The following is a 22,330-nucleotide window of genomic DNA, read 5'->3' on the forward strand; positions in this document are numbered from 1 at the left end:
CAGAGGTCGAACCACATCGTGCGTCTGATATCCCCCACCGCGCGGCTGCTCGCCGTCGCGGCGCTCCCCCTCGCGCTGGTCGCGTGTTCCCCCGCCGCTCCGAAGACCGCCGCTCCGGACGCCGGTTCGTCGTCCGCCGCCGCGAAGCCGTCCGCCGCGGCCGACGACAGCCCCAACAAGGGCCTGCTGACGGGTACGCAGCTCAAGGCGGCGCTCGCGCCCGCCTCGTTCTTTCCGAAGGGCTACACCCGCGACCCGGCCGACGCGCGCGACACCGGCGACAGCTACCAGCTGCCGGAAGCCGCCTCGGTGCCCACCCCCGACTGCAGCAAGCTCGGCGGGACTTCGTGGATCGAGATCACCGGGATCACCGGAGTCTCGTTCGCGCAGGACGCGTACGTGGACAAGGACGCCTCCGCCGAGCAGGCCCAGGAGATCGACGTCTACCGCGACACGACCTCCGCGACCGTGCTCGCCGCGCTCGGCACGATCTCCAAGGCCTGCCCGAGCTACACCGACGAGCAGACCCACGCCAAGGTGACGGTCACCGAGAAGCCCCTGGCCGACGTGGGCGACGGCGCCTTCGCCATCACCCTGACCAGCCCCGGCTGGAAGGGCGGCACCACGCTGGTCGCCGCGCGGGTCGGCACCTCGGTGGTGACCGTGCTGGTCAGCAGCGGCACCGACATGGGCACCGCGGGCGCGACGAAGCTGGCGAACCAGCTCGTGAGCTCCCTCAAGGGCAAGGCCTGACGGCCAGCGGTCCGTCAAGCGTGCGGGGCGCCCCGGAGCCGGTGGCGCCCCGCACGCGCCCCGCAGGCATGCCCGCATGGGCGGGATGCCTGCCCGGGTCCTGCGTGGGGCCTCGGGCCTCAGACTTCCGCCCGGAGCACCACCGGCTCCGCCGGGCCGGTCACGCCGACCTGCAGGGCGCCGCCCGGCGCCGAGAGGCGTCGTAGATCCGGCTGGAGTGGGCGAGCACCCGCTGCTGGGAGGCGTCGTCGGACGACACGGACGACACGGACGACACGGACGATTCGGAGGACAGCCCCTGCGCGGCGGGGGAGGAGCTCTCCGCGGGCTTCGGGAAGCAGGAGGAGTTGACCGTGATGTAGGCGATCCCGTCGCCGATCGCCTCGTCCGTGACGCCATTGCCCGCGGTCATCCAGAAATCGTCGGCGCCGGTGCGCATGCTGACGAACGGATTCGGTTTGGACCAGTCGCCGTCCGTCTTCTCGCTCTCGAACTTGTAGCCCTTCGCCACCCAGGCGTCGCGGGCCTGCCGGACCAGCTGCTTCCCGGCTGAACCTGGTACGTCCTTGAGCTGGTAGCGCAGGGCTACTTGAGCCAACTTGTCCGAACCGAACTCCGCCAGGCAGGAGCCGGCGGCATGGTTCCCGATAGGAGCCAGTGTGGGCTTCGGAGACATGCCCGACACCGCCTCCTGCACGATTTCGTCGGCACGCGTCACGGCTTGCTGTTCGTTCTTCGAGAACTTCGGCTCCTTCGCCTGATCCTGCTGTCCCGCGCATGCTGTCGCCGTGGCAGCCAGGGTCGCCATCACCACCGCGGCCGCCGTCCTCCGCAGACTCATCCGTTCTTTCCTGTCACGATGCCACCGAGATTCCTCAGGGACTGGCCTTGCCAGTACTGCGAGTGTGCGGGCATGGGTCCATCGGACATGACGTCCTTCCCCGGCGCCACATCGAAGGTCCGCGCTCCGAAATCGTCCGTGGTGGGGTCGGTCCCGTAGAGGATCGAGTGGTCGTCGAGCTCGATGACGCCCGGCGGCCACAGCGGTCCGAGCAGCCCGCCCGCCACGGCGTTGGGCGACGGGGCCAGGTCGACGAGGTCGTTCTCGGCCGTTGCCGCCCACACGTGGTCCGGCGGGACCCCCAGGTCCTTCGCGTGGTCCACGCCGACACCCGGACTGCCCACGAAGATGACGTTGTCCACGGGGAGGCCGGGGTGGGAGGCCAGCGCCTGTCCGGCGACGAGCGTGCCGTAACTGTGCCCGAGGACGGTGGAGTTCACCGGCCCGCCGGAATGAGCGGTGTCGACGCCGGTGAGGAACCGGCTCAGCGGGTCCTTCGCGGCCTCGGCGTAACCGTCGCTCGTGGCGTCCGTGAGGATCGACTGCGGCGCGTCGTAGCCGAGCCAGAGCACCGACGCGGTCTGGTGGCCGGGATCCTGGGTCATGGCGCGGCCGCGGTGGTCCAGGGGCCCTGGTGGGCATCGAGGCCACCGCCGCCGTCGCCCGGCGCTGAGGCCGACGCCAGCGTCATCTGCGGGCTGGACCCGGACCCGGACCCGGCGCCGGCACCGGAGCCGAACAGCTCTCCCACTCGGAACTGAGCCCCATGTACACATCTCCCACCCCTAGGACCCCTCAAGCCACGTCATCGTATGCGCTTGCCACGATCGAACGGAGTGGGGACGATCGCCCCGGGCCCCGCCGGCCGGCCGTCCAGCCGCGGTCGAGGGCGAGTTGGCGCCGGTCATGCGGGAGGACATGCCCAAGGCGGGGAACAAGGCAGGGAACAAGGCGGGGAACAAGGCGGGGAACAAGGCCGCGGCGGCGACCTCGTCGGGGTGGCCGGGCCATCTGACGGGCGGACCGAGGTCCCGGAGGGGGCCGCCGTCGGTCCCCGGCCTCGGGCCCGCCTCACCTTCTGGTCGCCCCCAGTTCGGTCAGGGCCTGGGTGACGAGGTCCGCCTGGTGGGTGGCGCCCCGGACGTTGGGGTGGAGGGCGGTGCAGGCCTCGCCCGGGGCCGGGATGGACCGGCAGAGCTCGGAGGGCGGGTCGCTCTGCCCGCCCGGCCCGGTCAGACTGTCCTTGATCCCGTACATCCAGCGCTGTTCGCCCGTCACGCACACCCCGTGGCCGACGCTGGAGGCGTACGTGTCCACGAACTCCGCACCGCCCCGCCGGGCCGAGTCCCTCAGGACGGTGTTGACCCGGCGTTCCACGGAGTCCAGCCAGGGCATGTCCCCCTTGGTGACGGTGCCCAGCTGTTGCCAGGAGCCCCAGGAGCAGCCCGCCGCGTCGTCCACGACGGCCGGATATCCGACGACCGCGACCTTGGCGCGCGGGGCGCGCGCGTGCAACTCCTTCAGCAGGGCGGCCAAGTCGGCCTCCAGCGAGGCGAACCGCTCATCGAGCCGGGAGGCGGCCTCGCCGCGCGTGTAGCGGGCCGTGCAGGGAGAGCCGGTCCCGAAGGAGGCCAGGCCCTGCCGCGCACAGGTCTCGAGGATGTCGGCGAAGCCCACGGAGTTGCCGCCGACACCGACCGTGACGAGATCGGTGGTCGCGGAAACCGCCCCCACCTGGGCCGGCTTGGGAGCCCAGCCGCCTGCGGGAGGTACCGACGGCGGCCCCTTCAGCTCGGACTGCCGTGCCAGTAGCCCGGCTCTGACCTCGGCGCCGGAGCACGTGACGTCGGTGAGCTTCACCTTGAGGCGCGACGCCGCCTGGTGCGGGTAGTCGTGCGCGGAGCGGCCGCACCCGTCGGCGTTCCACGGGCGGACGAAGGAGCCCGCGCTGTACGAGTCCCCGAGGGCGACGTAATGGAGAGGGGCCGCCGGCGCGGGCGCCGGAGCGGTGGCGAGAAGCGTGGCGGCGGCAGCGATGCCGGCGAGCGACAGACGGATCATGGCGGTGCCCTTTGGCTCGGGCGCCGCGGCTCTTCCGCAGCGCGCATCACCAAAAGTAGCGGATCCGATTACACAGAGTAATGATCCGGGGTTCGGTTCGCCCCATCGGGTGAATGCCGGCGAGCGGACCGCCCCGGCCGGGCGATCGGGGGGCGTCCCGGGGGGTGTGGCCTCCAGGGTGTCCGAATCCTCCACGGCCTCCCCGGCGCGCGCAATCCCTACGCGTGCTGCCGGTGCGCCTGGGTGATCAGGTCCGTGGCGACCTCCAGGGCCGCCTGGCGGGTCTCCTCGGGGTCGCCCTCCACGTGCTGGAGGAACATCATTCCCGCGTGCAGGGTGAAGAGGGCGCTCACGCAGCGGACCTGGTCGACCAGTGGGGCGTCCTCCTGGCCCGTCCGCAGGAGGTCCACCAGGGCGAAGAGCCGCTTCTTCACGGTCTCGCCGATGCTCAGCTCCCGCAGCGACGCCTGGTTCTCCTGCATGAAGCGGTAGAGGGAGGCGCCGCCCGCCATCGCCTCGCTGTAACGGCGCAAGACCTCCTGCTTCATCTCCAGCGTGCGCGTCTGCCCCTCCGCCCACCGGATCAGCTCGTCGATGGGCCGGGTGAGGTCCTCGAACAGGCTGATGATGATGTCTTCCTTGGTCTTGAAGTGGTAGTACAGCGCCGCCTTCGTGACCTCCAGCCGCTCCGCGATCTCGCGCAGTGACGTCTTCTCGTACCCCTGCTCGGCGAAGAGCTCCAGCGCGACGTCCTGGATGCGCTGACGCGTATCGCCGCGGCGTTGCTGTGGACGGCTGCTGGACATGCGTTCCCCAAACTACTTACTTGACGCCCGGCTAGTTACGGGTCTACCTTCCCCAGTGTAGTGAACTAGCCGGGCGGCAAGTAAGTGCCGGGGACCGGTGCACGTGCGCCAGGGGAGTGGAACATGGTCGAGAACACGAAGAAGGCGGACACCTCCGGGGAGGTGAAGCCGCGCAGCGTACGGGTCGTCCTGATGGCCCTCATGATCGCGATGCTGCTGGCCATGCTCGACAACATGATCATCGGTACCGCGATGCCCACCATCGTCGGCGAGCTCGGCGGCCTGGAGCACCTTTCCTGGGTGGTCACCGCCTACACGCTGGCCACCGCGGCCTCCACCCCCATCTGGGGCAAGATCGGCGACATGTACGGGCGGAAGGGTTCCTTCCTCACCTCGATCGTCATCTTCCTGATCGGCTCGGCGCTCAGCGGCATGGCCCAGGACATGGGTCAGCTCATCGGCTTCCGCGCGATCCAGGGCCTCGGTGCCGGTGGTCTGATGGTCGGCGTCATGGCGATCATCGGCGACCTGATCCCGCCCCGTGAGCGCGGCAAGTACCAGGGCATGATGGCCGGCGTGATGGCCCTCGCCATGATCGGCGGCCCGCTGGTCGGCGGCACCATCACCGACCACATGGGCTGGCGCTGGTCCTTCTACATCAACCTCCCGCTCGGCGCCGTCGCCCTGGCCATGGTGACCGCGGTCCTGCACCTTCCCAAGAAGAAGGACCAGGGCGAACGCCCCAGGATCGACTACCTCGGCGCGGCGCTGCTGACCATCGCGATCACCTCCACCGTCCTCGTCACCACTTGGGGCGGCACGGAGTACGCCTGGAGTTCCGTCGAGATCATCGGCCTGATCGCCGTCGGCGTCGTCTCCATCGCCGCGTTCGTCTACGCCGAGACCAGGGCCGCGGAGCCGGTCATGCCGCTGCACATCTTCCGCAGCCGCAACTTCACCCTGATGGCCGTCATCGGCTTCCTCGTCGGTTTCGCGATGTTCGGCGGCGTGCTCTACCTGCCGCTGTTCCAGCAGTCCGTCCAGGGCGCCTCGGCCACCAACTCCGGCCTGCTGCTCCTGCCGATGCTGCTCTCGATGATGGTCGTCTCGCTGATCTCGGGCCGCGTCACCACGAACACCGGCAAGTACAAGATCTTCCCGATCGTCGGCGGCGGGCTCATGGTCGCCGGGCTCTTCCTGCTCGCGACGATGGACACCGGTACCACCCGCCTGATGTCGGGCGTGTACATGGCCGTCCTCGGCGCCGGCCTCGGCTTCCTGATGCAGATCACGATGCTGGTCGCGCAGAACAGCGTCGAGATGAAGGACATGGGCGTCGCGTCCTCCTCGGCCACCCTCTTCCGCACGCTCGGCGGCTCCTTCGGCGTCGCCCTCATGGGTTCGCTCTTCACCAGCCAGGTCACCGACACCATGACCGAGCGCCTCGGCCCCGAGGCCGCCGCCAAGGCAGGCTCGGCCCAGCTGGACGCGGCGAGCCTGGCGAAGCTGCCCGGCGTCGTCCGCGAGGCCTACCAGCACGCGGTGGCCGCCGGCACCCACTCGGCCTTCCTGCTCGGCGCGGGCATCGCCCTACTGGGCTTCGCGGCCGCCTGGTTCGTCAAGGAGGTCCCGCTCCGGGGCGCGGGTCCGGCCGGTACCCCCGGCGACGGCGCGGAGCAGGACGCGAAGGCCGCGCAGGCGGCGTCGCTCGCCCACTGATTCACCCCCAGCGCACGAGGCCCGGCCCCGGTGGAAGAACCCTTCCGCCGGGGCCGGGCCGTTTTCGCGCATCCCGCACCGGCGCCCGCCGGCACCGACCGGCGCCCGCCGTCGGCGTGAGCGGTACGGGGAACGGGAACCGCGGGCGACTGCCCTGCTCCCGGAAGGGTGAACCGCACCTCGGGTACGGGGACTTCGGCCCGGGGCGGCCCGCAGGGGGCCGACCGGGCGTCCGGTTCTCCGCCGGGACACGCTCCGGACGATCAAGTCCCAAAATCGTGCAACACGGAATTTATGGGCCATTCGGCTGGAACTTCTCATCCGCGGTGGGCGTCCTGACCAGTGCGAGCTCGCACGGCGGACGTCGAATGGGGAGTTGAGACAACACATTGGGGTTCATGGCGCGCACACGCACGCAGACGCAGGGCATACGGGCCCGGATCGCCGTCGTCGCGGCGGCCGTGGCGGTGGCGGGAACGGTGTGGGCGGTGACGGCCGTCGTCGGACCGGGCCACGACGCCGACCGCGCGCACGCCTCCCGGGGGACGGACGATCCCGCGAGCGGCGCCGGCGCCACCGACCCGCAGGCGCCCGGGAATCCGGGACGGGTTCCCGACGGCATAGCCCACGCGTCGGAGGGTGGCGGCAACACCGTCAACATCACCATCGACGACGGCCCGGACCCCGTGTGGACCCCGAAGGTGCTCGACGTACTGAACAAGTACGACGTGAAGGCGACCTTCTGCATGATCGGCCCGCAGGCCCAGGCCCACCCCGACCTCGTCAAGAGGGTCGTGGCGGAGGGCAACCGGCTCTGCGACCACACCATGGACCACGACACCGGCATGGGCAAGAAGCCCCTCGCCTACCAGCAGCAGCAGGTCCTCGAAGCCAAGAGGCTGATCGAGGAGGCCGCGGGCGGCGGGACCAAGGTGGAGTACTACCGGGCCCCCGGCGGCGCGTTCACCCCCGAGAGCCGCGCCCTGGCCGCCGCCCACGGCATGCGGCCGCTCGGCTGGAACATCGACAGCAAGGACTTCAGCAAGCCGGGCGCCGCCGCGATCTTCGACACCGTCAAGTCCGAGATCGGCAACGGCCCGACCGTCCTCTTCCACGACGGCGGCGGAAACCGCGCCCAGACCGTCGAAGCCCTCGACCGGGTCCTGGCCTGGCTGAAGGAACAGGGCCGGCCCACCGGCTTCCCGGTGGTCACCGGCCCCAGCGCCTGACACGCCGTCGGTCGGCGGGCCGGGGTGCCGCCCCCGCTGCCGGTCCGGCCGTACGGTGGTGCCGCGCCCGTCCGTCCGTCCGCGCGAGCGCCGCCGTACGAACGCCCCCAGGAGGCCCCGTGATCGCCCCCGACCAGCTGTCCGACTCCGCCGTCCGCGCCTTCGTCCGCGCCGTCAACGCGGGGGACCGGGATGCCTTCGCCGCCGCCCTGGCCGGGGGCGCGACCATGTCCGACGACGGGTCGGACCGGGACATCGGCTCCTGGGCCGACAAGGAGATCTTCTCCGTCAACGGCCACATGGACGTCCTGTCCGAGTCCGAGGGAGGGCGCGCCCTCGTCGTCGACTACCGCAACGACACCTGGGGTTCGATGCACACCGCCTGGCGTTTCACCGTCACCGACGGCGGACGGATCGGCCGCTTCGAGACCGGGCAGGCGTAGCCGCAGCCCGGAAGCCCGTCCGCAGCCCGGAAGCCCGTCCGCAGCCCGGACGCGTGTACGCCCCCGGGCCGGCCGGTCCGACCCCGCCCGACCCACCCGCCCGCCCGCTCAGGACCGCGAGCCGGCGGCCCCCCCCGCCCGACCCGGGCACGGCACTAGCCGCGCCCGGCGTCCCCCGCAGCCTGCAGTACCGCCGCCGTCAGGGCGGCGTTCTCATGCGCCAGGCCGCCCGGGAAGCCGAAGCGGCGGCGGGTGTAGCCGTACGCGACGCCCGTCGCCGGGTCGGCGAAGCCCTGGCCGCCCGCGGCGCCCGAGTGGCCGAAGGCCGCCGGGCCGACCGCGGGCTGCTGCTCGAAGCCGAGGGCGAAGTGGTCGGTCTCGCCCGTCACCCGGTCCGGGCCCAGCTCCGCCCCGTGCGGCCGGGCCGCCTCGGCAGCCGTGCGCGGGGTCAGCAGAGCGGGCCGGCCGTCGAGGACGCCGATCGCGGCCGCGTACAGGGCGGCGACGCCCCGCGCCGAGCCGGTCCCGCCGGCCGAGGCTGGGCCGAGGGCCCGCACCCGCGGGTGGTTGGCGAAGGCGACCAGGTCCATCGGCTGCTCCCGGTGCCAGTTGAACGCCACGGGCAGCAGCTCCGGCACGTGCGCCGCGCCCGCCGCGCGCAAGGCGGCCTGGGCGGGCGTCAGCACGGTGTCCAGGACCGGCTTCCATCGGTCCTCGAGCGCCTCGGGGAGCCCCATGTACAGGTCGAGGCCGAACGGCGCGCGGATCCGCTCCTCGTAGACCTCCTGGAGCGAGCGCCCGGTGGCCCGCCGCACGACCTCACCGGTCAGCGCGCCGATCACGAAGGCGTGGTAGCCGTACGCGGTCCCCGGCTCCCAGTACGGCTTCTGGCGGGCCAGCCGCGCCGCGATCAGCGCGTCGTCCGCGATCTCCTCGTAGTCGAAGCCCGCTCCGGTGTTGACCAGCCCCGCCTGGTGCGCGACCAGCTGCCGCACCGTCAGCCGCTCCTTGCCCTCCCCGGTGAACTCCGGCCAGTACGCCGACACCGGCCGGTCCAGCTCCAGTACGCCGTCCTGTGCGAGGAGGGCGACGACGAGGTGCGTCGCGCCCTTGGTGATCGAGAAGACCCCGCTCAGGGTGTCCGGGCCGGTGTCCTCGCCCGCCCACAGGTCGACGACGCGCCGGCCGCGGTGGTACACCGCGAGCTGCGCCTCCGGCGAGCTCCGCTCGGCCGCCACGAAGGCCCCGAACTCCTCGCGCACCGGCTCCCAGCCCGCCGCCACCGTGCCGTTGACATCCACCCTCACGCGTTCCCCCCTGGTGTGCACGGACGTTGTCCGTGGATCCGCCTGCGGACACGCCAACACGGCGACGAGCAGGGGATATTCCGGACCTCGTACGGGTGAAAGGCCGCCCCGTGTCGTTCCGGCCCGCCGGAGGGCCCCGTTGGACCGGGCATGAAGCCCACCCGCATCGCCGCCCTCGCCCTCGCCACCGCCGCCGCGGCCCTCGCCCCGGCCCTCGGCCAGGGCGCCGCCACCGCCGCGGACGGCGCGCCGTACCTCCAGGACCCGAGCGGAGGGGAGAAGGCGATGAAGTCGATGTGGACCAAGGACGACATGCACAAGGTGGAGGCGCAGTTCCGCTTCCAGCCCGGCATCCGGTACGAGACGGTCACCCGCCCCGGCCCCAAGGGCGCCGAATCCTACGAACGCAAGGTCCCCGACCCGAAGACCCTCGCCTGGGAGCCGGGGTACGAGTTCGCGTGGTCGGTGGCGGACTCGCAGGGGGTCAAGAAGGTGCTGACGACCAAGGACGGCAAGCATCCGATCGTCGTGCACGCGGTTCTGCGCGACGTGCGCCGCGCCAAGGCCGCCGAGGTCCACCAGGAGCTGACCGGCCGGCCCGCGACGGGCCGTACGAAGGTCCCGGGCGGCAAGCGCATCGCGTGCGACACGGGCACGTACACGGTGGAGTGGTCGCTGACGCGCACCGGCTACGGCACCCTCACCGGCTCCCTCCCCTGGGACTCCAGCTGCGAGCAGTACCGCACGGCCTTCACCCCCCAGAACCAGGGCGCGAGCTGACCGCCCCTCCGGCCGGCGTGGCGCCTTGTGGGCGCTCGGCGGGCAGTGGCCGGGCCGACGGGCCCCGGGTCGAGGGCCGGACAGCCGTGGCGCCGCGCGGGGCGGGGCCCGTCAGTGGTTCTTGGACTCCTCGCGGGCCTGCAGCGCGATCTCCTCCAGGACGGCCTTCGGGTCGCCGCCCGGGTCCACGGCCCGGCCGATGTTGCGCTTGACGGTGTCGCTGACCGTCACCCAGGACGGGTCGTTGACCGGGTAGAGCTGGGCGACGCGCAGGGCACTCAGGAACTGCTCGTCGTTCTTCTCCAGACCTCCGCCGGCCAGCGCCCGCGAGGCGGTGGTGGTGGACGGCAGCAGGTGGTAGCGGCCGGCGAAGTCCGACAGGGTCTTGTCCTGGTAGAGGAAGCTCAGGAACGCGCCGATCTCCTCGCGGTGGCCGTTCTGCCTGAAGGCCATCATCCAGTCGGCCACGCCCATCGTCGGCGGACTCTCCCCGGAGCCCAGGCTGTCCGAGACGGGCATCGCGACGGCGGCGACCCCGATGCCCTTGGCGCGCGCCTCGTGGGCGAGCGAGGGGTAGCCGTTGAGCATGCCGACCTCGCCGCGCGTGAACGCCGCGAAGGCGTCGGCCCGGTTGAGCTGGGACGGCGGGGTGGGGCCGAGCAGCCCGGGAGCGACCAGGTTCTCCTTGATCCACTTGAAGGTGTGGATGTTCTGCTCGGAGGCCAGGCTGTAGTTCCCGCTGTTGTCCGCGTACCCGCCGCCGTTGCTGAGCTCCCAGATCATCGCCTCGGCGTGCGCCTCCTCCGGGCCCAAGGGCATCGCGTACGGATACTTCACGCCCTTGTCCTTGAGCGCCTTGGCGGCGGCCTTGAGGTCCCCCCACGTCCTGGGGGCGCTCTTGATGCCCGCCTGCGCGAACAGCGCCTCGTTGTAGAAGAGGAGGCGGCTGCTCGCGACGAAGGGCAGGCCGTAGAGGGTGTTGTGGACGGAGCCGGCCTCGGCGAGCGGCTGGAGGAAGTTCGCCTCCGCGGTGATCGAGAAGAGCTCGCTCGCGGAATACAGCTTGCCCTGCGCGGCGAAGTCCGAATAAGCCCCCATCAGGGCCATGTCCGGCGCCTTGCCGGCCTTGACCATACGAGAGACTTCACGGTCGATGTCGGCCCACGGGAGGAGCTTCACCTCGACCTTGATGCCCGGGTGGACGGCGGTGAAATCGGCCGTCGCCTTGTCCCAGAACGCTTTGGAACTGTTGGCCGGGCCGTCACCGTATTCGGCGGCGACGAGGTGCAGCGTGCCGCTGTCATCTGCACCGCTTCCGTCGGAGCCGCATCCGGCGAGCGGTATCAGCAGGCCGAGCACGACCGCGGTGGCGGCCGTGCCGAAGATTCTTCTTCGCACGGGCGTATTCCCCTGAATTTCTTTTGAGTTCTGTTGTTACTTATGAGTTGCTCCGGACCGTCGTGTTCCGCAGCGGCTCGTTGGCCGGAATTCTCTCCTGCGGAAGAGCGATTGGTTCCATGGGGTCGGCACTTGTGGTCAATGCTCCAACTGCGGCTTTTCCGGCTGGTGTTTTCCGATATGCGATCGTGAAACCGGACGCGCGTAGACATGCCGAAACGCCCGTTTCCGGCCAGGGGAGGGCCGCGGAACGGGTCGGGATCGGTGTCGGTGTCGGTGTAGCCGTCGGTGTGGGGCGCGGGCGCGGGCGCGGGACGGAACGCGGAGGGCTTCAGTCCGCGAAGTCGCCCGCGTACGGATCGGGCTCGCCCGTCTCGGGGTTGCGCCCCTCCTGCCAGCGGCGCTGGGCCTTCTGCCAGTGCACGAAGCTGAGGTGGCCGCCGTCCCAGAAGGTGATGCCGACCGGACTCACGTCGAACTCGTCGGAGCACAGGCGGTAGAGGAACTCGGCCATGCCGTACGGGTACACCGCGAAGGGGTCGGCGGTGTGCCGGCCGACCACCAGGACGGGCCAGCGGTCCGGGTCGGGGTCGGTCGTGAGCCAGCACAGGATGTCGGAGCCGCCCGTGACGCCCCAGGCGAGGATCGACCCGGGGTCCACGTCGAGGGCGGCGCGGCCGCCCTCGGCCTCCCAGGCCTGGCGGGCATTGTCGGTCTCCTCCGCCATCTGCGCCGGGGCCCACTGGAGGCCGGGCTTGGGCAGCGGCAGCAGCACGCTCGCCTCGCCGTTGATCGAGCCCGCCCCGAAGCGGCCCATGAAGGCGACGAAATCGGCGGGGAAGGCGTGACCCCAGACGGTTTCGGCCGCCTGCCAGTCGATGTCCTCGTCGGCTCCGTGGGTCGCCGGCATGATCTGCTCCAGCGCTTTGACGCGCACGTTCTCGGTCATACCGCTCCCCTGCCACCCCGGCTCAACCGCCCCAACCTACCGCCGGCGGGGGACCGCGCCTAGCGCGAGTCGGGCCGGAGCCGCAGTACGGACCCCACGCGCAGCCCCCAGGAGGCCATGGCGCCCGCCTCGGCCTCCAGGACGTGCCGGGCGCGCGGGCGCGGCAAGCCGAGCCGGCCGGGGGCCATGGTGGTCAGCGCGATGACCTTGAGGTGCCGGTCCAGGTAGGCCACGTCGATGGCGAAGCGCATCCGGAAGGTGTGGACGCCGGCGGCCGGGGTGAGCAGCATGGCCCCTTCGATGCCGTCCCGCCCGAGCAGCCCGCGCGTCCGGGCCCTGTACGAGGCCGCGACCTCCACGGGCACCTCGGCCGGTCGCCCCGCCGTCCCCGCAGCCGCCCCCGCCGCCGTCCCGCGAGCCGTGCCCGCCGCCGTCCCGCCAGCCGTCTCCGCCGCCGCCCCGGCCTCCGGGGCGAGGGCCAGCGTCGCCCCGCCGTCGCGCCAGTGCCCCCTGATCCCCATGCCGGCCAGAGTAGGGCGTGGGGCGTCAAGGCGGCGCGCGAACGGGGGTCCCTCGTGGGGGGTACGGGGAGGAGGGCCCCCGTACGCGTGCCGCAGGTGCTCCCATAAGGGCCCCGGCCCAGTCCCCGCAAGGCCTCCGGGGCTGTTGCGGGACCGTTTCGAGGGCGCCGGAGACTCAGCGCAGTGCGGCCGGATGAATTCGGAGCGTAGTCATTTCGCCGCAATGCACGCAGCGGGCTTTACGAAGGGTTATGGTGGAACCCCCCCCTCGGGCCGGTCCGTATCCCCCCCACGGACCGGCCCGTTTTTTGTTCTTCCCGGGCCGGGGACAAAGCCGCAGGTCAGCCTCGCTGGGCCCAGATGTTGGCGCCGGGGGTGGATACCGCGAAGGAGTCGATCTCCTTCAACTCCTGCTCCGAGAGCGGCGCTCCGGACAGCGAAGCCACGTTCTCCTCGAGCTGCTTCACGCTCGACGCGCCGATCAGCGCCGAGGTCATCCGTTCGTCCCGCAGCACCCAGTTCAGTGCGAGCTGGGCCAGGGTCTGCCCGCGCCGCGCCGCGATCTCGTTCAGGCCCTTCAGCCGGCGCAGGACCTCGTCCGAGAGCAGGTCCGGGTTGAGGGACTTGCCCTGCGTGGCCCGCGAGCCCTCCGGAATGCCCTGGAGGTACTTGCCGGTCAGCAGTCCCTGGGCGAGCGGCACGAACGAGATGCAGCCCATGCCGGCCTCCTCCAGGGTGTCCAGCAGGCCGTCCTCCTCCGTCCAGCGGTTGATCATGGAGTAGGAGGGCTGGTGGATGAGAGGGCGGACGCCCATCTCGCGCAGGATCCGCGCCGCCTCGGCGGTCTGCTCCGCCGTGTAGGAGGACACCCCCACGTACAGCGCCTTGCCCTGCTGCACCGCGGACGCCAGCGCGCCCATGGTCTCCTCCAGCGGGGTGTCCGGGTCGAAGCGGTGCGAGTAGAAGACGTCGACGTAGTCGACGCCCATCCGCTTCAGCGAGGCGTCCAGCGACCCGAGCAGGTACTTGCGGCTGCCCCACTCGCCGTAGGGCCCCTCGTGCATCAGGTAGCCGGCCTTGGTGGAGAGCACCAGCTCCTCGCGGTGGGACGCGAAGTCCTGCGCGAAGATCTTGCCGAAGTTGAGCTCGGCCGAGCCGGGGGGCGGCCCGTAGTTGTTGGCCAGGTCGAAGTGGGTGACGCCGAGGTCGAAGGCACGGCGCAGAATCGCCCGCTGGGACTCCAGGGACTTGTCGTCGCCGAAGTTGTGCCAGAGGCCCAGCGAGATCGCGGGGAGCTTGAGGCCGCTGTGGCCGGTGCGCCGGTACTCCATGGAGTCGTAGCGTGAGGGCTCTGCCCGATAGGGATTGTTTTCAGTCACGATGTCCTCCCTATCACGGACTTGTGACACGACCGAGTTGGAAGCCGGATCCCGCCTCGCAGTAATGTGGCGGATTCGGGGGGACCGCATTTCGCACGGGGGCATTGCTCGGAGGGGCTGGAAGATCGTGAAGCTGCGCGACCTGGTGTACAGGCTCTACGCACGCCGGGTGGAAGGCCGCCTCGACCATGACGCGGCGCCCAAGCACATCGGCGTCATTCTGGACGGGAACCGCCGCTGGGCGAAGGCGTCCGGAGGCACCACGGAACAGGGCCACCAGGCCGGGGCCGACAAGATCTCCGAGATGCTGGGCTGGTGCACCGAGACGGACGTCGAGGTCGTCACCCTGTGGATGCTCTCCACGGACAACCTGGACCGGCCCGAGGTCGAGCTCCGCCCGCTGCTCAACATCATCGAGAACACCGTGCGCGGCCTCGCCGCCGACGGCCGCTGGCGCGTCCACCACGTCGGCAACCTCGACATCCTGCCCGCCGGGACGCAGAACGTCCTGAAGGAGGCCGAGGAGGCCACCCACGGCGTCGACGGGATACTCGTCAACGTCGCGGTCGGCTACGGCGGCCGCCAGGAGATCGCCGACGCCGTCCGCTCCCTCCTGCTGGAGCACGCGACGAAGGGCACCTCCTTCGAGGAGCTCGCCGAGATCCTCGACATCGACCACATCGCGGAGCACCTCTACACCCGCGGCCAGCCCGACCCGGACCTCGTGATCCGCACCAGCGGCGAGCAGCGGCTGTCCGGATTCATGCTCTGGCAGAGCGCGCACTCCGAGTACTACTTCTGCGACGTCTTCTGGCCGGCCTTCCGCAAGGTCGACTTCCTGCGCGCCCTGCGCGACTACGCCGCCCGCCACCGGCGCTACGGCACCTGACCCACCCGCAGGCCCCTCCTGTACGGCACCGCACGGCATCTGACCTGAGGCTTCCCGCTCCACCCCCGGCGCTGCCCCGCGCCGCGCGCGCGGGCGGACCGCGCCCCGGCGCGCGCCGTCGGCCCGCCCCCGCACGCCCCTCCCCGCTGCCCGCGGGCCCCGGCGCGAGGCCTTCACCAGGGATTCACCGAGCGTCCGTCATATGCCATGGCATGGCTGGACCCATACGGGGAATACCCCTTGCAGGTCGATGCCCGATCCACGGGTATCGAGTCTCAGCGGACGGCATGGGGTCGTCCGCCCGGGAGGCCCTTTGCACCAGGACGCACGTGCGGTTCGCACGGACGCAGTGGAGGGCCGGGAGTCGGCCCGCGCATGGGTGCCGATGACCGGTCCGGTCTTCATGGCCCGACCTCTTCCGAGGGGGTACGTCCTTCCGTGGTGACCAGCACTAAGAGCCGCCTGCCCGACAGGCGGACCTACGTCCTCGACACCAGCGTCCTGCTGGCAGACCCCAACGCGATCTCCCGGTTCGACGAGCACGAGGTCGTGCTCCCGATCGTGGTGATCACCGAGCTGGAGGCAAAGAGGCACCATCCCGAACTCGGCTACTTCGCCCGTCAGGCCCTCCGCCTGCTCGACGAGTTCCGGGTCCGCCACGGTCGCCTCGACGCACCCATCCCGCTGGGCGATCTGGGCGGCACCCTGCGCGTCGAGCTCAATCACTCCGACCCGAGCGTCCTGCCCGCGGGCTTCCGGCTGGGGGACAACGACTCGCGGATCCTCGCGGTCGCGCGCAACCTGCAGGCCGAGGGATACGACGTCACGGTCGTCTCGAAGGACCTCCCGCTGCGCATCAAGGCCTCCTCCGTGGGGCTGATGGCGGAGGAGTACCGCGCCGAGCTCGCGATCACGGACGCCGGCTGGACCGGCATGAGCGAACTCGCCCTCTCCGGCGAGCAGGTGGACCTCCTCTACTCGGAGGAGCGCCTGTACGTGCCCGAGGCCGCCGAACTGCCCGTGCACACGGGGCTCGTCCTGCAGTCCGAGCGCGGCAAGGCGCTCGGCCGGGTCACGGCCGACGGCAACGTCAAGCTCGTACGGGGCGACCGCGAGGCCTTCGGGCTGCACGGCCGCAGCGCCGAGCAGCGCATCGCGCTCGACCTCCTCCTCGACCCCGAGATCGGGATCATCTCGATGGGCGGCCGGGCCGGCACCGGAAAGTCGGCGCTGGCGCTGTGCGCGGGCCTGGAGGCCGTGCTGGAGCGCAGGCAGCACCAGAAGGTCATGGTCTTCCGGCCGCTGTACGCGGTCGGCGGCCAGGACCTCGGCTACCTCCCCGGGGACGCCTCCGAGAAGATGAGCCCCTGGGCGCAGGCGGTCTTCGACACCCTCTCGGCGGTCGCCGGGCGCGAGGTCATCGAGGAGGTGCTGACCCGGGGGATGCTGGAGGTCCTGCCGCTCACGCACATCCGCGGCCGCTCGCTGCACGACGCCTTCGTGATCGTGGACGAGGCGCAGTCGCTGGAGCGCAACGTCCTGCTGACCGTTCTGTCCCGGATCGGGGCCAATTCGCGGGTGGTCCTCACCCACGACGTGGCCCAGCGGGACAACCTGCGCGTCGGCCGGTACGACGGAGTCGTCGCCGTGGTCGAGAAGCTGAAGGGGCATCCGCTCTTCGCGCACATCACCCTCACCCGCTCCGAGCGCTCCCCGATCGCCGCACTGGTCACCGAGATGCTGGAGAACCTGTAGTCGCGAAGGGGGTAAAAGCCCCATAGCGGGAAGGTGAGTTGGCGCCGCCCGGCAAAGGCCCAGAAGCCTAGCCGGGCGGCGCCCTCGTGCACAGGGCTTCGGCGCAAACAACGGCGACCTCCCAGGTGTGACCTTTCCCACGCAGTGGATAATTGCCCTGCGGCGCCGAGGTCCGGCAGAGTCTGTTTTCCGTCAGGCCCCGCATACGGCACACCTGTATCTCCCGTGAGATGCGCGCAGCACCACTAACTCCACAACCGATCGCCGTATGCCGCCCGGAGCATCACGAGCCACTCCCGCGAGGGAGTTGCCCACGGGCCCGCGTCTCCAGTGACCGCACCACCACGGAGGCCAGTGTCGAGGGCACTATTGCGCCCGCGCGGTCACTGCGGACGCTGCTGGAAGGACACCGTGTGAGCCGGATCTCGGTTCGGGGATTCGCAGTGGCTTCGGCCACGGCGGTCACCACCGTCGGCGCAGTCGTGGGCGTTGCCACTGGCGACCCCACCTCGAACGATCTCGAGACGACCGCGTCCGGGACGACTCTCCTCACTGACATTCCGGTCGGCGAGCAGGCACAGGTCCAGAACGCGTCCCTGACGCAGCAGGCCGACGCCATCGCCCACGCCGCCGACGTCGACGCCAAGCGCTCGGCGGAGGAGTCCGCCCGCGTGCAGGCCGCCCAGGACGCCAAGTCCAAGAAGGCCGAAGCCCAGAAGGCCGCGGACGACAAGGCGAAGAAGGAGCGCGAGGAGAAGGAGCAGGCTGCAAGCCGTTCCGCCTCCCGCGACGGATCCGACTTCGCGCTCCAGGGCTCGTACACGGTCGCGCAGGTCAAGGCCATCGCCCAGCAGATGGTCCCGGCGGGGCAGTTCCAGTGCTTCTCCAACATCATCAACCAGGAATCCACCTGGAACTACCAGGCCGTGAACAAGTCCTCCGGGGCTTACGGTCTCGTCCAGGCCCTGCCCGGTTCGAAGATGGCCTCGGCCGGTGCCGACTGGCGCACCAACCCCGCCACCCAGATCGAGTGGGGTCTGAACTACATGAACGGCCGCTACGGCAGCCCGTGCGGAGCCTGGAACTTCCACCAGGCCAACGGCTGGTACTAGTCACGGCCCGAGGAACGCACCCGCGCACCTCAACCTCGAGGAGCCCCGCACCGTCCTACGGTGCGGGGCTCCTCGCGTGTACGGTCATATTCGCGGTGTGTCCGGGCAGGAGGTCGGGGCGGGGGCGGGGGAAGGGAACGACATGGTGAAATCGACAGGCTGGCTCGGCAGACTCGGTCACAAGCTGAGCAGCATGGAGGCGAGGCTCGACGAGCGGAGGGCCGAGGTCGAGGCGGAGACCGCCGGCGGCCTGCCCGCGCGCCCAGCGCCGCCCGCGGCCCCGCCCACCGCGCCCCCCGACGGCGCGGGCGCCGGGCACCACGTGCACCCCGGAGCTCCCGTGCGCCCCGATCCGGTCGCCGTCATCCCGTGGGGCCTGCGCGTCGCCGCCGAGGCGAGCTGGCGGCTGCTGCTCCTCGCCGGGATGGTCTGGATCCTGATGAGGGTGATCAGCGAAGTCCGCCTGGTCATCCTCGCCTTCGCCGCCGCCCTCCTCGTCACGGCCCTGCTCCAGCCGTTCGTGGTCCGGCTGCGCCGCCTCGGCATGCCGCGGGGACTGGCCACGGCGGTCACCGCGATCCTCGGCTTCGTGGTCATCGGACTGGTCGGCTGGTTCGTGGTCTGGCAGGTCATGGAGAACCTGGACGATCTCTCCGACCGGCTCCGCGACGGCATCAACGAGCTCAAACTCGCGGCACTGGACAGCCCGTTCCACGTGACCGAGAAGCAGATCAACGACATCGCGAAGAACCTCAGCGAGACCATCGGCACCAACACCGAGCAGATCACCTCCGCCGGACTGCAGGGCGTGACGGTCCTCGTCGAGGTGCTGACGGGCATGCTGCTCGCGATGTTCTCCACGCTCTTCCTGCTCTACGACGGCAAGCGCATCTGGACCTGGACGCTGGGCCTGCTCCCGGCGGCCGCCCGGCCCGGCGTCGCGGGCGCCGGTCCGCGCGCCTGGCGCACCCTGACGGCGTACGTGCGGGGCACGGTCCTCGTCGCGCTCATCGACGCCATCTTCATCGGCCTCGGGCTGTACTTCCTCGACGTGACGATGGCCGTGCCGCTGGCCGTCTTCATCTTCCTGTTCGCCTTCATCCCGCTCGTGGGCGCGGTGATCTCCGGCGCACTCGCCGTGGTCGTGGCACTGGTGACCCAGGGGCCGTTCATCGGGCTGATGGTGCTGCTGGTGGTCCTGGCGGTCCAGCAGATCGAGGGGCACGTGCTCCAGCCGTTCATCCTGGGCCGGGCGGTACGCGTGCACCCGCTCGCGGTGGTGCTGTCGGTGGCGGCCGGCGGCATGGTCGCCGGCATCGGCGGGGCGGTCGTCGCCGTTCCGCTGGTCGCCGTCACCAACACCGTGGTCGTCTACCTGCGGGCCTACTCCCGTGAGCAGTTCCACCACGGACACCCCCCGGTCGGCCCCGGGCCGCACGGGGCGACGGCCCTGGGACAGACACTTCACGAGACGGGGGAGACGCGCACGGGTGATAACGGAGCCTGAGTTCGACGGAAGCTGGTCCGGCCCGCGGGAGAGCCCGTGGGAGGGCCCGCGGCGCCCGGAACCGACCGGGCCGGCGGATCCACCCGCGGGACCGGCCGGGTCGCCGGCGCCGGCCGCGAAGCACGCGGACGCCCGCAGGCCCTGGCGGTGGGCGCTGGGCGGGGCGCTGGCCGCCTCCGCGCTCTGGGCGGGCGCGGGGTGGGCGCTGGCGCCGCAGGACGACCGGCCGCCGCTGCGGTACGCGGTGCCGGTGAGCCTGTGCGTCGACGCGAAGCTGCCCGTACTGGCCCGGCTGGGCGGGGTCCGCGGATGGGAGTTCACCCCGAGCCGGTGGGAACACCCGGGCGTGGACCAGGCGCTCTGCATGCTGCGCACACCGCCGCTCGGCGCGAAGTCGACCGCGTCGGCGCCCGGGTCGGAGCCCGCGTCGGCGCCCGCGCTCTCGTACGAGGTCCAGGTCTCGGTGGCGCTGCACAAACTCACGGACCCCGCCCCGGAGTTCGGAGCGGATCCCGGGACCGCGGGCTGGCTGGGCACGGGCAGCTCCTCCCCGCGCTCGGTGCCGGGGCTCGGGGAACGGGCGCTGATCTCGGAGTCGGACTACGGGAAGTGGTGGCGGCTGACCGTGCTCGACGGGGGCGCGGTGTTCACCCTGCACGTGACGGCGTGGACGGACGGGGCCGGGGAGCCGGCCGGGAGCGGGGCAGCGGTGGGCACCGGCCCCCCGGCGGCGCCCCCCGAGCCCGATGCCGACGCGATCCAGGCTGCGATGATCGACGACATGCACACCCTGATGAAGGACCTGCGCAGGTAGTCGGGGGAGGAAGGGGGGTACGGGGTGATCGGCGAGCCCGAGATCGACGGGGGCTGGGACGGGGCCGGGCCGGCCGGGGAGGCCGTAAAGGCACGGCCGGACGCCGTGCGCGAGCGCGCACGCGTACGGGGCCCGCGTGCGCCGTGGCTGTGGGCGCTGGGCGGGATGGCGGTGGCCTCGGCGGCGTGGGCGGGCGCGCTCGCCGTGCAGGACCGTCTCGCCGGCGCCCCTCGCATCGACTATCGGCACTCCGCAGACCTGTGCCGGGAGACCGGGTTCACCACCCTCGGCCAGGCCGTCGGCCGGCCCTTCGAGACCTCCGAGACCAGCCAGGGCGTGGACCGCGCGCAGGACTGGGCGTACTGCCGCAGCGGCATGCGGTACGAGAAGGGGTCCGTCCTCTACGGGGCCCGGATGCTGGTCGAACTCCACAAGGAGCGGGACCCCGCGGCCGAGTTCGCCTCGGGACCCGGGTCCGACGCGGGGATCCGGCTGGACCTCGGGGAGCGCCGCGAGGTGCCCGGCCTCGGCGACCGGGCCCTGCTCGACCGGTACTACGGGAGGAGCGGCGAGCGGCTCATGGTGCTCGACGGGGGAGCGGTCCTCACCCTGACGGTGGAGTGGTACCAGCCGGAGGCGGACGAGACCGACGCCGACGCCGGCGTCGACGGCGATGCGATCGAGGCGGCGATGATCGAGGACATGCGGTCGCTGATGGCGAAACTGCGGCGCTAGGGGCTCGGCGCCTCGTCGTCAGAGCGTGGCCCCGGGGCGTCCGTGCGAAAGGGCCCCCCGCGGCCGGAGCGGCTGCGGGGGGCCCCCGGGGCGCGTGCGGGTGCTACTCGCCCGCGAGGGCGGCCTCGGCGTCGAGGGTGACGGCGACGGCCTGGATCACCGAGGCGATCTTGAAGGCTTCCTGGACCGTCTCGCGGTCGACCCCGGCCTTGCGCAGGACCTGCTCGTGCGAGTCCAGGCACTGGCCGCAGCCGTTGATCGCGGAGACGGCGAGCGACCACAGTTCGAAGTCGACCTTCTCCACGCCCGGGTTGCCGATGACGTTCATCCGCAGGCCGGCGCGCAGGCTGCCGTACTCCGGGTCGCTCAGCAGGTGGCGGGTGCGGTAGAAGACGTTGTTCATCGCCATGATCGCGGCGGCCGACTTGGCGGCGGTGTACGCCTCCGGCGACAGGGCCGCCTTGGCCTCCGGCTCCAGCTCGCCCAGGACGCGCGGGGAGCGGGCGGCGATCGCGCAGGACAGGACGGTGCCCCACAGCTGCTGCTGCGTCAGGGTGTCCTGGTTGCCGATGACCGAGCCGAGGTTCAGCTTCAGGTCCTTGGCGAAGTCCGGTATGGCGGACTTGAGGGAGTCGAGGGACATCCGTCACTCACCGGCCAGCAGCGCGCCGGCGTCGATGGTGCTCTCGCCCTTGGTCCAGTTGCAGGGGCACAGCTCGTCGGTCTGCAGGGCGTCGAGGACCCGCAGGACCTCCTTGGGGTTACGGCCGACGGAACCGGCGGTCACCATGGAGAACTGGATCTCGTTGTTCGGGTCCACGATGAAGACCGCGCGCATGGGCAGGCCGTCCTGGCCGAGGATGCCCAGGTCCGTGGAGAGCTCGCGCTTGACGTCGGACATCATCGGGAAGGGAAGGTCACGCAGGTCGGCGTGGTCCTTGCGCCAGGCGTGGTGCACGTACTCGGAGTCGAGCGAGAAGCCGAGGATCTGGGCGTCGCGGTCGGCGAACTCCTCGTTGAGCTTGCCGAAGGCGGCGATCTCCGTCGGGCACACGAAGGTGAAGTCGAGCGGCCACGCGAAGACGACCTTCCACTTGCCCTCGTAGGTCTTGTGGTCGATCTGCGCGAATTCGCTGCCGGCCTCGAGCGAGACGCAGGCGGTCAGGTCGTAGGTGGGGAACTGGTCGCCGACAGTGAGCACGTGCTCTCCTTGCGGGGAGGGAAAGCAACCTTTTGGGGGCTTTCCGTGAGGGTTGGACGGATCTCACATGCTGACACAGCTGCATTGATTGTGGAAATAGCTACTCTAGTGATCAGTGATCGGAGGTGCCT

Annotated in this window: 22 protein-coding genes; 11 read left to right on the forward strand and 11 right to left on the reverse strand. The window is 71.2% G+C overall.

Going from position 1 to position 22,330, the window contains the following annotated elements; translation table 11 throughout:
* Nucleotides 1–18 precede the first annotated feature (18 nt).
* Nucleotides 19–753 carry a hypothetical protein gene (locus tag ABZY44_RS18940; RefSeq protein ID WP_356655170.1) on the forward strand — a complete coding sequence of 245 codons (735 nt, stop codon included), beginning with the start codon at nt 19–21 and terminating at the stop codon, nt 751–753.
* A gap of 160 nt (nt 754–913) precedes the next feature.
* Here ABZY44_RS18940 and ABZY44_RS18945 read toward each other — a convergent pair whose 3' ends face one another.
* The 4 genes from ABZY44_RS18945 to ABZY44_RS18960 form a co-directional block, all read right to left on the reverse strand.
* Nucleotides 914–1,594 carry a hypothetical protein gene (locus tag ABZY44_RS18945; protein ID WP_356655172.1) on the reverse strand — a complete coding sequence of 227 codons (681 nt, stop codon included), beginning with the start codon at nt 1,592–1,594 and terminating at the stop codon, nt 914–916.
* A complete protein-coding gene (locus tag ABZY44_RS18950; protein WP_356655174.1) occupies nt 1,591–2,199 on the reverse strand; it encodes an alpha/beta hydrolase in 609 nt (202 codons plus the stop codon). Before ABZY44_RS18950 ends, ABZY44_RS18945 begins: the two co-directional genes overlap by 4 nt.
* A 466-nt stretch (nt 2,200–2,665) precedes the next feature.
* Nucleotides 2,666–3,655 carry an SGNH/GDSL hydrolase family protein gene (locus ABZY44_RS18955; RefSeq protein ID WP_356655176.1) on the reverse strand — a complete coding sequence of 330 codons (990 nt, stop codon included), beginning with the start codon at nt 3,653–3,655 and terminating at the stop codon, nt 2,666–2,668.
* Nucleotides 3,656–3,873: 218 nt separating this feature from the next.
* Nucleotides 3,874–4,461, reverse strand: coding sequence for a TetR/AcrR family transcriptional regulator (locus ABZY44_RS18960; protein ID WP_356655178.1), 588 nt, complete (start codon nt 4,459–4,461; stop codon nt 3,874–3,876).
* A 123-nt stretch (nt 4,462–4,584) separates the two neighbouring features.
* Between ABZY44_RS18960 and ABZY44_RS18965 the strand changes: the two genes are divergently transcribed.
* The 3 genes from ABZY44_RS18965 to ABZY44_RS18975 all read left to right on the forward strand — a co-directional run bounded on the left by ABZY44_RS18965 (nt 4,585) and on the right by ABZY44_RS18975 (nt 7,852).
* A complete protein-coding gene (locus tag ABZY44_RS18965) occupies nt 4,585–6,180 on the forward strand; it encodes an MDR family MFS transporter (RefSeq protein ID WP_356655180.1) in 1,596 nt (531 codons plus the stop codon).
* 398 nt (nt 6,181–6,578) lie between these two features.
* Nucleotides 6,579–7,409, forward strand: a complete 831-nt coding sequence (locus ABZY44_RS18970; protein ID WP_356655182.1) for a polysaccharide deacetylase family protein — start codon at nt 6,579–6,581, stop codon at nt 7,407–7,409.
* Between the two features lie 119 nt (nt 7,410–7,528).
* Entirely contained in the window at nt 7,529–7,852 is a 324-nt protein-coding gene (locus ABZY44_RS18975) for a nuclear transport factor 2 family protein (RefSeq protein ID WP_356655184.1), read from the forward strand.
* 155 nt (nt 7,853–8,007) lie between these two features.
* Here ABZY44_RS18975 and ABZY44_RS18980 read toward each other — a convergent pair whose 3' ends face one another.
* Nucleotides 8,008–9,159 (reverse strand): serine hydrolase domain-containing protein, encoded by a 1,152-nt coding sequence (locus ABZY44_RS18980; protein ID WP_356655186.1) that lies wholly within the window; start codon nt 9,157–9,159, stop codon nt 8,008–8,010.
* A 150-nt stretch (nt 9,160–9,309) separates the two neighbouring features.
* Between ABZY44_RS18980 and ABZY44_RS18985 the strand changes: the two genes are divergently transcribed.
* Entirely contained in the window at nt 9,310–9,939 is a 630-nt protein-coding gene (locus tag ABZY44_RS18985) for a hypothetical protein (RefSeq protein WP_356655188.1), read from the forward strand.
* A 111-nt stretch (nt 9,940–10,050) separates the two neighbouring features.
* On the opposite strand, the gene ABZY44_RS18990 is transcribed toward ABZY44_RS18985, so the two are convergent.
* The 4 genes from ABZY44_RS18990 to mgrA all read right to left on the reverse strand — a co-directional run bounded on the left by ABZY44_RS18990 (nt 10,051) and on the right by mgrA (nt 14,186).
* Nucleotides 10,051–11,337, reverse strand: coding sequence for an extracellular solute-binding protein (locus ABZY44_RS18990; protein ID WP_356655190.1), 1,287 nt, complete (start codon nt 11,335–11,337; stop codon nt 10,051–10,053).
* Between the two features lie 331 nt (nt 11,338–11,668).
* Nucleotides 11,669–12,286 (reverse strand): SMI1/KNR4 family protein, encoded by a 618-nt coding sequence (locus ABZY44_RS18995; RefSeq protein WP_356655192.1) that lies wholly within the window; start codon nt 12,284–12,286, stop codon nt 11,669–11,671.
* A 59-nt stretch (nt 12,287–12,345) separates the two neighbouring features.
* Nucleotides 12,346–12,807 (reverse strand): DUF192 domain-containing protein, encoded by a 462-nt coding sequence (locus tag ABZY44_RS19000; RefSeq protein ID WP_356655194.1) that lies wholly within the window; start codon nt 12,805–12,807, stop codon nt 12,346–12,348.
* Between the two features lie 341 nt (nt 12,808–13,148).
* The gene (gene mgrA / locus ABZY44_RS19005) at nt 13,149–14,186 is read right to left on the reverse strand and encodes an L-glyceraldehyde 3-phosphate reductase (RefSeq protein WP_356655196.1); all 1,038 of its coding nucleotides are present in this window, start codon (nt 14,184–14,186) and stop codon (nt 13,149–13,151) included.
* Between the two features lie 127 nt (nt 14,187–14,313).
* On the opposite strand from mgrA, the gene ABZY44_RS19010 reads away from it, so the two are divergent.
* From ABZY44_RS19010 to ABZY44_RS19035, 6 genes are all read left to right on the forward strand, one after another.
* Nucleotides 14,314–15,075 carry an isoprenyl transferase gene (locus tag ABZY44_RS19010; RefSeq protein WP_356655198.1) on the forward strand — a complete coding sequence of 254 codons (762 nt, stop codon included), beginning with the start codon at nt 14,314–14,316 and terminating at the stop codon, nt 15,073–15,075.
* Nucleotides 15,076–15,513: 438 nt separating this feature from the next.
* The gene (locus tag ABZY44_RS19015; protein WP_356655200.1) at nt 15,514–16,830 is read left to right on the forward strand and encodes a PhoH family protein; all 1,317 of its coding nucleotides are present in this window, start codon (nt 15,514–15,516) and stop codon (nt 16,828–16,830) included.
* Between the two features lie 395 nt (nt 16,831–17,225).
* Entirely contained in the window at nt 17,226–17,942 is a 717-nt protein-coding gene (locus ABZY44_RS19020; RefSeq protein ID WP_356655232.1) for a transglycosylase SLT domain-containing protein, read from the forward strand.
* A 142-nt stretch (nt 17,943–18,084) separates the two neighbouring features.
* Nucleotides 18,085–19,449 (forward strand): AI-2E family transporter, encoded by a 1,365-nt coding sequence (locus tag ABZY44_RS19025; protein ID WP_356655202.1) that lies wholly within the window; start codon nt 18,085–18,087, stop codon nt 19,447–19,449.
* On the forward strand, nt 19,433–20,263 hold the full coding sequence (locus tag ABZY44_RS19030; protein ID WP_356655204.1) for a hypothetical protein: 831 nt from the start codon (nt 19,433–19,435) through the stop codon (nt 20,261–20,263). Before ABZY44_RS19025 ends, ABZY44_RS19030 begins: the two co-directional genes overlap by 17 nt.
* Nucleotides 20,264–20,287: 24 nt before the next feature.
* A complete protein-coding gene (locus ABZY44_RS19035; RefSeq protein WP_356655206.1) occupies nt 20,288–20,998 on the forward strand; it encodes a hypothetical protein in 711 nt (236 codons plus the stop codon).
* Nucleotides 20,999–21,101: 103 nt separating this feature from the next.
* Here the strand turns inward: ABZY44_RS19035 and ABZY44_RS19040 are convergent, their stop codons facing one another.
* Both ABZY44_RS19040 and ABZY44_RS19045 read right to left on the reverse strand, forming a co-directional pair.
* Nucleotides 21,102–21,641 (reverse strand): alkyl hydroperoxide reductase, encoded by a 540-nt coding sequence (locus tag ABZY44_RS19040; RefSeq protein WP_356655208.1) that lies wholly within the window; start codon nt 21,639–21,641, stop codon nt 21,102–21,104.
* 3 nt (nt 21,642–21,644) lie between these two features.
* Nucleotides 21,645–22,199 carry a peroxiredoxin gene (locus ABZY44_RS19045; protein ID WP_356655210.1) on the reverse strand — a complete coding sequence of 185 codons (555 nt, stop codon included), beginning with the start codon at nt 22,197–22,199 and terminating at the stop codon, nt 21,645–21,647.
* Nucleotides 22,200–22,330 lie beyond the last annotated feature (131 nt).

The organism is Streptomyces sp. NPDC006544, assembly GCF_040611715.1.
Lineage (GTDB): Bacteria > Actinomycetota > Actinomycetes > Streptomycetales > Streptomycetaceae > Streptomyces.